The organism is Malonomonas rubra, assembly GCF_003247215.1.
Classification (GTDB): domain Bacteria; phylum Desulfobacterota; class Desulfuromonadia; order Desulfuromonadales; family Geopsychrobacteraceae; genus Malonomonas; species Malonomonas rubra_A.
In genome coordinates this window covers 1-9089 of sequence record NZ_QKAP01000114.1, presented here as the reverse complement: position 1 = coordinate 9089, position 9089 = coordinate 1, and the positions used below count along the sequence as shown (strand labels likewise).

Genomic DNA, 9089 nt, shown 5'->3' with positions numbered 1-9089 from the left:
GGTCATCTTGCGTACCCCTTCAGCCAACTTCAGCTGATTGGCGGTACTCCGGTCAAAATATGCAGATCACTGGCCCACTGTTGCTGCATCATCTTGAAAAGTGTGTCAATTTTTGCCATCTTGTCACTCCTTGCCAGTCTAAAGGATTAAAATTTTCAATCTTACTGCAGGGCCTGCCACTATCAAGAAATCTCATGGATGGACTTGTGGCAAAATTGACGACTGTGCTAGAGAAGAAATTAAACCTAAGATTCTGGAGAAAAATTGATGACCAAAGCATTAGGCCTGATGTCGGGTGGACTCGACAGCACCCTTGCAGCGATGACCCTGTTGCGCCAGGGGATCGAAGTCACCGGCATTTCCTTTGTCACCCCTTTTTTCGGCGCTGGAAAGGCGATCGCTGCCGCAGAAAAGATCGGCTTCCCATTGCTTGTTAAACAGATCAGCGATATCCACTTGGAGATGGTGAAAAATCCGAAATACGGCTACGGCCGTAACATGAACCCCTGCATCGATTGCCACGCCATGATGTTCCGTCTTGCGGGCGAAATTATGGAGCAGGAAGGTTTTGATTTTCTCTTTTCCGGCGAAGTTCTTGGCCAACGGCCGATGAGCCAGAACGCCAACGCGCTTCGATCGGTGGCAAAACATTCCGGCTATCCCGATCGGGTCCTGAGGCCACTGAGCGCAAAACTGCTGCCAATTACCCCGATGGAAGAGAAGGGGCTTGTCGATCGGGAACAACTGCTCGATATTCAGGGGCGTTCCCGTAAACGCCAACAGGCGCTGGCCATCGAATGGAATTACCCCGACTTCCCATCAAGTGGCGGCGGCTGCCTGCTGACCGAAGTCGGCTTTTCCAATCAACTTCGTGACCTGCTTGAACATGATCCGTTGGCGACTCCGACCGATGTCGAACTCCTCAAGGTCGGCCGGCAGTTCCGCATTTCGCCGACAGCCAAACTGGTTCTCGGCCGCAATCGGGCCGACAATGACCGGATCAATGAGCTGGCCAATGACCAGCAACTGAAGCTGCGCTGCAGCAACTTCAGCGGGCCGCTGGGGCTGTTCTGCGGGAAAGAAAAAGAGGAGGATCTTCAAACCGCTGCCGCGATCCTCGCCTCCTATGGCAAGGGGAAAGATGAAGCGGAGTTGGAAGTACTGTTCAGCAATCAGGAGAAGTCGTTTGAGCTGATGGTATCGCCGCTCCCGCGCGAAGCCTCACGAGGAATGATCCTATCATAAAGACGCCCAGCAGTTACGCAAAACAAAAATACCGGCAAACCTCCTTTTGGGAGGTTTGCCGGTAATTGTGGATCAGTGTAGTAACATAACAGTCGAATCGAAGCCGATACGTCCAAAGATAGAAGACCGGTTTGAAAAGAGATTTCTTTTATCGTGTTGATGACCTTCGCGAGATCCAGCGACCGCTCCCCATCTGCCTGATGGTGCCGTCATGTTCCTTGATCTGCTCCTACAATCGTCCGATGTCCTGATTCAACGATTCAATAAACGCATATGACTCCCGGGCGCTGGTCAAACAATCGGAGGTCGAGTCGGTGATGGTTTGGGTGTTGGTTGAGATACTGTCGACCAGCTGCGTTACGTAATCGCTTGAGGAGAAGATCAGCTCCACTATCTCCACCTGCTGCGGGGCTTTGCTGCCGAATCGTTCATGCAGTTTAGCACTTTCTCTGCGCTGACCTCGGTTCCCATCCCCATTCTCCTAACTGGACTGATGGTCGATTGCAAACGGGCGAGAAACCGGTGTGATTGTCAGCCAATTCTGCAAACTCATCAACCCTGCTCATTACAAGCTGCTGGGATAAATCGACATTTTTCTTTACCATTTTGGCGAACTGACTATTCAATGCCTTGATCGGATACACAATCAAATGACGCAGGAACAATTAAGCCGACCATTGAGCAGATAGTGAAAAAGCTGGAAACGGCAACCAATGCGAAGAATCGATCGGCTGTATGGATATGCTCAACCTGCGGGCATGCGATTTGCTCCGCCGAGGAAGAAATGGGATCAAGAGGGTTATTCCCTTGCCAAAGGAGAAGAGTGGAGAGGACCTGTAAAAGGATCGGCGCAAAAAAATTACCGATCAGCTTTCTATTCAACGTGTAGAAATATGGTTTTTCCAGCCCACGATAAAAATCTGACAACCAAGACTATTTCAAACCTCCTGCGGTTATCGCGAGCAAAATATCATATACATCTTTAAACCTTAACGATCCTATCCCACTTTTCAATCTTTACAGAAAACTACTCCACGGCTACCGATTCCCAAACGAAAAAGCGCCCCACCGGAAATTCCGGCGGGGCGCTTTGCTTTACAGCCTAGTTGGATGGGCTTACATCATGCCGCCCATGCCGCCCATGCCGCCCATGCCGCCCGGCATTGCTGGCATGCTGTCACCGCCTTCGCTCTTCTTCTCTGCGATCATCGCTTCAGTGGTCAGCATCAGACCGGCAACCGAGGCAGCGTTTTGCAGCGCGCTGCGGGTCACCTTGGTCGGATCGATGATACCAGCTTCCAGCATGTCGCAGTACTCGTCGGTCGCAGCGTTGAAACCGAAGGATCCTTCACCGTTGAAAACCTTGTCGGCGACGATGGCGCCTTCCAGACCGGCATTGATGGCGATCTGGCGTAGAGGAGCTTCCAGAGCACGGATAACCAAGTCACGACCGAATTTCTGCTCGCCTTCCAGCTCCAGAGCCTGAACATCTTTCAGGATACGCAGCAGAGCAACACCACCTCCAGGAACGATACCTTCCTCAACAGCAGCACGGGTTGCGTGCAGTGCGTCTTCAACGCGGGCTTTCTTTTCCTTCATTTCGGTCTCGGTGGCAGCACCGACCTTGACCACGGCAACGCCGCCGACCAGCTTGGCCAGACGCTCCTGCAGCTTCTCACGATCGTAGTCGCTGCTGGTCTCTTCGATCTGAGCACGGATCACCTTGACGCGACCTTCGATGTCAGCTTCAGCGCCTGCGCCATCAACGATGGTGGTGTTGTCCTTGTCGACCACGATCCGCTTTGCGGTACCGAGCATGTCGATGGTTGCGTTCTCCAGCTTGAAACCAACCTCTTCAGAGATCACTTGGCCACCAGTGAGGATAGCGACATCTTCCAGCATCGCCTTACGACGATCACCGAAGCCAGGTGCCTTAACGGCGCATACGTTGATGGTACCGCGCAGCTTGTTGACCACCAAGGTAGCCAGCGCTTCGCCATCGACATCTTCAGCAATGATCATCAGGGGACGACCCTGTTTAGCGACCGGCTCGAGAACCGGCAACAGGTCCTTCATGGTGCTGATCTTCTTATCGTAGATCAGGATCAGCGCATCTTCCATGACCGATTCCATGCGCTCGGTATCGGAGACGAAGTACGGTGAGAGGTAGCCACGATCGAACTGCATACCTTCTACGGTCTCGAGGCTGGTTTCCATCGCCTTAGCTTCCTCGACGGTGATGACGCCTTCTTTGCCAACCTTTTCCATTGCTTCAGCAAGGATGTTGCCGATGGTCTCGTCGCTGTTGGCCGAGATGGTACCTACCTGAGCGATCTCCTTGTGGTCCTTGACCGGCTTGGAGAGCTTCTGCAGAGCTTCGACACCGACGGTAACAGCTTTGTCGATACCACGCTTGATTTCCATCGGGTTGTGACCGGCAGTCACCAGCTTGACGCCTTCCTGATAGATCGACTGAGCAAGTACGGTCGCAGTAGTAGTACCATCACCGGCAACGTCAGAAGTCTTGGAAGCAACTTCTTTGACCAGTTGGGCGCCCATGTTCTCGAAGCTGTTTTCCAGCTCGATTTCCTTAGCCACGGTGACACCGTCCTTGGTGATCAGAGGAGCTCCGAACGACTTGTCTATAACAACGTTACGACCCTTGGGACCGAGAGTAACCTTGACCGCATCTGCCAGCGCGTTAACGCCGTCGAGAATCAGTGCACGTGCGTCTTGAGAAAATTTGATCTCTTTTGCCATGATACTTATATCCTCCGTAAAATATTTATTCTTAATTATTCGACAACGCCGAGAATATCGTCTTCACGCATGATCAGATATTCTTTCCCGTCAATCTTGATCTCGCTGCCAGCGTACTTGCCGAACAGAACCCGGTCGCCTTCTTTGACATCCAGCGGCAGCACCTTACCTTCCGGGGTCACTTTGCCTTTACCTGCAGCGACAACCTTGCCTTCCTGCGGTTTTTCCTTGGAAACGGTGTCCGGAATAATGATGCCACCAGCAGTGGTGGTCTCTTCTTCGACGCGCTCAACGATAATGCGGTCCTGCAATGGTCTGATGTTCATTGTTGGATCTCCTTTCTCTACAATCAATACTTGGGCCGATTCGGCCATTGCGGTTTATGCAGAAGACACAAAGAGACAAGTCGCCGCTCCGGTCAATCTAAGCAGTGCCTGCCTCAGCTCAGCCTGTTAGCACTCGGCTAGAGGGAGTGCTAACAGCGAAAAACAATAATAATCGGCCAATGATTATTGTCAAGTCATTTTTTAATAAAAAACCGAGACAATATTTACCTGCTGCATGCAAGGACGGCTAGAAGCTAGTCAGCTAGCTTTTCAGCGACCTGTTCAGCCAATTTCCGCCTTTCGTTGGCCAAGGAAGAATAATCGTTCTGGAAGAAAATTTCGGTGGAAAAAGTTAATTGCAGCGCCGGCTCCGCTTGCTTCGGCAGGTAGGGCCTAATGCGGCTGCGGGACTTGATGTCGGCCCTGGTACTGCCGACCTCTTCGACATACGCAAAAGTTCGCCGCGCAAATAGCTTATATCCGACAACTATGCGAGATAAATTTCAGCTAACCCCTGCTTTAAAATGTTAAATTCGACCCCCAGTTGCTCCCCCTTCAGATTAAGCCGATCGGCAAACAGATCGAAAAGATTGGTCGAAACCTCTTGCGGGACCCTAACGGTCTGGAACGGGATTACAGAATATCAATTATCTGCAAACGCAAGAAGGGTATGCGATGGCAAGAAAGTTCCAGCAGGTCCGGCACAGGAGCAGAGCAAATAGCAAAAACTGAGCAAGAACAGGCGAGGCAAGAAATATTTTCAACCTTTTCTTCTGTTAAGGGAGCCTAAAAGAGCTAAATAGAAACCAACTCCAAGTTTGTCCGCTAAACAAAAATTAAACCTTGAAAAACTAAATAGTTGAACAGAATTTGTAAGGATGGTGAAACATGTTAATTTTCGCTAAATGGTTTTACCACCAGTAAATATTGATATTGACATTTTCTACCACGTCCGCTATACGGGACAGGATATAAAACCCCTTTCTATTTTTCACGGCATATAAATACAATGGAATTCGATATCGGCAAAAAAATAAAAACCCTGCGCAAGGAAAGAAAATTGACCCTGCAGGATGTTGCAACCGAAACAGGTTTTTCTCCGGCGCTGATCTCGCAGATTGAGAATAACAACGTCTCTCCACCGATCGCAACTCTTTCTAAAATAGCCCGTTTTTTCGACGTCAAAATGAGCTTTTTCTTCGAAGAGGGGGAAGGGGCCACCCGCTACGAGATCGTGCGCAAGGATGAACGCCGGGTGGTCAGCCGAGTCATCTCCAAAGACGGTACCGGACACGGCTACACCTATGAAACCCTCTCCTACCGCAAGAAGAACAAGAAAATGGAGCCTTTTTTGCTCACCGTCAATGAGCGTGCCCAAGAAGAGACTCTCTACAACCACGAAGGGGAGGAGTTTTTACTGATTCTCGACGGCCAGGCCGAACTGATCCTGGATGAGGAGCGTTTCGTGTTAGAAGCAGGTGACGCAGCCTACTTCGACTCCACCGTCAAACACCGCCTGCTGTCCAAAGAGGGAGCCACAGTACAGGTTCTAGCTGTGGTCACCCGCTAACACCTCCTCAGAAGCAGTTTCATATTCAATCATATATGGCAATTCATGCAGTCATTTTGAGACAGAGAGAAGGGACAAACGTATGAGTTCGTTCGAAAAGAAAACCATCGCCGACTGGGAATCCCAAGCGAAAAAAGAGAAGAAGACGGAAGATCTCTCCAACTTCAAATGGGAGACCCCGGAAGGGATCACCGTCAAGCCTCTTTACACTGCGGCCGACACTGATGGAATGGAGACCGCCGACACCATGCCGGGTCTCGCCCCGTTTGTCCGCGGGCCGATGGCAACCATGTACGCCGGCCGCCCCTGGACCGTGCGCCAGTACGCCGGCTTCTCCACCGCCGAAGAATCGAACGCTTTCTACAAGCGCAACCTGGCCGCCGGTCAGCAGGGGCTCTCGGTCGCCTTCGACCTGGCCACCCACCGCGGCTACGACTCCGATCACCCGCGCGTCGTCGGCGATGTCGGCAAGGCCGGGGTAGCAATCGATTCAGTCGAGGACATGAAAATACTCTTCGACGAGATCCCTCTCGACAAGGTCTCGGTTTCCATGACCATGAACGGTGCAGTCATGCCGATCATGGCTAACTACATCGTTGCTGCTGAGGAGCAGGGGATTCCCCAGGAAAAGCTGGCCGGGACCATCCAAAATGATATTCTCAAGGAGTTCATGGTCCGTAACACCTACATCTACCCGCCGGAGCCATCGATGCGCATCATCGGCGACATCATCGAGTATACCAGCCAGAATATGCCGAAATTCAACTCAATCTCGATCTCCGGCTATCACATCCAGGAAGCAGGCGCCAACGCTGCTCTTGAGCTGGCCTTCACCCTCAGCGACGGCATCGAATACGTAAAAACGGCCATTGCTAAAGGGCTGGATGTCGATTCCTTTGCGCCTCGGCTCTCCTTCTTTTTCGGCATCGGCATGAACTTCTTTATGGAAGCATCTAAGTTGCGCGCCGCACGCTTCCTGTGGGCAAAACTTATGAGCCAGTTCTCCCCGAAGAACCCCAAGTCGTCGATGCTACGCACCCACTGCCAGACTTCCGGCTGGTCGCTGACAGAACAGGATCCGTACAACAATGTCATCCGCACCACCCTTGAGGCGCTGGCCGCGGTGCTCGGCGGCACCCAATCGCTGCACACTAACGCACTGGATGAAGCGATCGCCCTGCCGACCGACCAATCTGCCCGCATCGCCCGCAACACCCAGTTGGTAATTCAAGAGGAGTCCGGCATCTGCAACGTGGTCGATCCACTAGGCGGTTCCTACTATGTCGAGTCGCTGACCAGCTCGCTGATCGAAGAAGCCCAGAAAATCCTCGACGAAATAGAAGAACTGGGCGGCATGACCAAGGCGATTGAGTCAGGGATGCCGAAGCTGCGCATCGAGGAATCGGCTGCCAAGAAACAGGCCGCCATCGATTCCGGCCGCGACGTCATTGTCGGTGTCAACAAATACAAGCTGGCCAAAGAAGATCCGATAGAGGTTCTCGATGTCGACAACACAGCGGTCCGCAAGTCACAAATCGCTCGTCTCGAAAAGATGCGCGCTGAACGCGACGAGGTGGCCTGCCAGCAAGCACTTGACGCCATCACCGCCGCCTGTCAAAGTGGCACAGGCAACCTGCTCGACCTGAGCGTCAAGGCGGCCCGCCTGCGTGCCTCGATCGGCGAAATTTCAGACGCAATGGAAAAGGTCTTCGGCCGCCACAAGGCCGAAATTAAGCTGGTCTCAGGAGCTTATGGATCTATCGTGGATGAAGATAAAGACTTTGCCGAATTGAAAAAACGCGTCGATGCCTTCGCCGCCCAAGAAGGACGTCGTCCCCGTATCCTGATCGCCAAGATGGGTCAGGACGGTCACGACCGCGGCGCCAAGGTAGTCGCTTCTGCCTACGCGGATGCCGGTTTCGATGTCGATGTCGGCCCGCTGTTCCAGACCCCGGAAGAAGCGGCCAAGATGGCGGTCGAGAACGATGTCCACGTAGTCGGCGTCTCCTCGCTGGCAGCAGGACATAAAACGCTGGTACCACAACTGGTCGAGGAGCTGAAAAAACTTGACGCCGAGGACATCGCGGTGGTCTGCGGCGGCGTCATCCCGCGCCAGGACTATGACGCTCTCTACGCGGCAGGTGCCGCCAAGATCTTTGGCCCTGGCACCCCAATCACCGTTTCGGCCAGCCAGACTCTTGATGCGATTGAGGGAAAGTAGTTAAATAGATAGATACGTCAACACTCAAGGGCGGGCCTTACTGGTCCGCCCTTCAGCTTTAATTGACAGGGAAATTCTTGAAGAACGTCACCACCATCGCTAGAGGGGTAAGATCAGGAAAAATCCGCGCCCTTGCCAAAGCGATCACCTTGATCGAAAGCCGCAATCCGGACCACTCGCCCGCTGCGACGGAACTGCTCGACAATCTGCTGCCTGATTCCGGCAACTCAATCCGTATTGGAATCTCTGGAGTTCCCGGCGCAGGGAAAAGCACCTTTATCGAGGCACTCGGCATGTATCTGATCCGAGAAGGGCACAAGGTTGCAATCCTCGCCGTCGACCCGACCTCGCAGCTCTCCGGAGGCTCGATCCTCGGCGACAAGACCCGCATGGAAGAGCTCTCCCGCGAACAGAACGCCTTCATCCGACCATCCCCCAGTGGCGACACCCTTGGCGGGGTGGCGCGCAAAACCCGTGAAACCATGCTGCTCTGCGAGGCGGCCGGCTACAACGTGATCATTGTCGAGACTGTCGGTGTCGGCCAATCGGAGGTCACCGTGGCCTCGATGGTCGACTTCTTCCTGCTGCTACAGCTGCCGAATGCCGGTGACGAGTTACAGGGAATCAAAAAAGGGGTGATGGAGGTCGCCGACGCGATCCTGGTCAACAAGGCCGAAGGGGACAACCGCCCGAAGGCGGAACTGGCCCGCCAGCAATACGAAAACGCCCTGCACCTTTTCAAGCCGAAGAGCCGGACTTGGATTGTCCCAGCGATGCTCTGCAGCGCCCTGCACAACCAGGGGATTGAAGAGTTCTGGAAGACGGTTCTCAATTTCAAAGCTCAAATGCAGCAAACTGGCGAATTCGATACCAAGAGGCAACTGCAGGCTAACGACTGGATGTGGACTCTGGTAATGGATGACCTAAAAGAGCTATTCATGCGCGACAAGCATGTCGCCGCACTTCT

The 9089-nt window shown here is 53.0% G+C and carries 8 protein-coding genes; 4 read left to right on the top strand and 4 right to left on the bottom strand.

Annotated elements, in window-relative coordinates; all coding sequences use genetic code 11:
* Nucleotides 1-267 precede the first annotated feature (267 nt).
* Nucleotides 268-1245: a thiamine biosynthesis protein gene (locus tag Q7J88_RS11870; RefSeq protein ID WP_303722441.1), complete on the top strand. Its 978-nt coding sequence runs from the start codon at nt 268-270 to the stop codon at nt 1243-1245.
* A gap of 229 nt (nt 1246-1474) precedes the next feature.
* On the opposite strand, the gene Q7J88_RS11865 is transcribed toward Q7J88_RS11870, so the two are convergent.
* From Q7J88_RS11865 to groES, 4 genes are all read right to left on the bottom strand, one after another.
* Nucleotides 1475-1636 (bottom strand): hypothetical protein, encoded by a 162-nt coding sequence (locus tag Q7J88_RS11865; RefSeq protein WP_303722440.1) that lies wholly within the window; start codon nt 1634-1636, stop codon nt 1475-1477.
* Between the two features lie 227 nt (nt 1637-1863).
* Complete coding sequence (locus Q7J88_RS11860; RefSeq protein WP_303722439.1) at nt 1864-2172, bottom strand: hypothetical protein; 309 nt, start codon at nt 2170-2172, stop codon at nt 1864-1866.
* Between the two features lie 189 nt (nt 2173-2361).
* Nucleotides 2362-4005 carry a chaperonin GroEL gene (gene groL / locus Q7J88_RS11855; protein WP_369682032.1) on the bottom strand — a complete coding sequence of 548 codons (1644 nt, stop codon included), beginning with the start codon at nt 4003-4005 and terminating at the stop codon, nt 2362-2364.
* Between the two features lie 35 nt (nt 4006-4040).
* A complete protein-coding gene (gene groES / locus Q7J88_RS11850; protein ID WP_303722438.1) occupies nt 4041-4331 on the bottom strand; it encodes a co-chaperone GroES in 291 nt (96 codons plus the stop codon).
* Nucleotides 4332-5340: 1009 nt separating this feature from the next.
* Between groES and Q7J88_RS11845 the strand changes: the two genes are divergently transcribed.
* The 3 genes from Q7J88_RS11845 to meaB form a co-directional block, all read left to right on the top strand.
* A complete protein-coding gene (locus Q7J88_RS11845) occupies nt 5341-5901 on the top strand; it encodes a helix-turn-helix domain-containing protein (RefSeq protein WP_303722437.1) in 561 nt (186 codons plus the stop codon).
* A gap of 82 nt (nt 5902-5983) precedes the next feature.
* Nucleotides 5984-8122 carry a methylmalonyl-CoA mutase gene (gene scpA / locus Q7J88_RS11840; RefSeq protein ID WP_303722436.1) on the top strand — a complete coding sequence of 713 codons (2139 nt, stop codon included), beginning with the start codon at nt 5984-5986 and terminating at the stop codon, nt 8120-8122.
* A gap of 77 nt (nt 8123-8199) precedes the next feature.
* Nucleotides 8200-9089, top strand: an 890-nt coding sequence (gene meaB / locus Q7J88_RS11835; RefSeq protein WP_303722435.1) for a methylmalonyl Co-A mutase-associated GTPase MeaB, incomplete at its 3' end; no start/stop codon positions are given.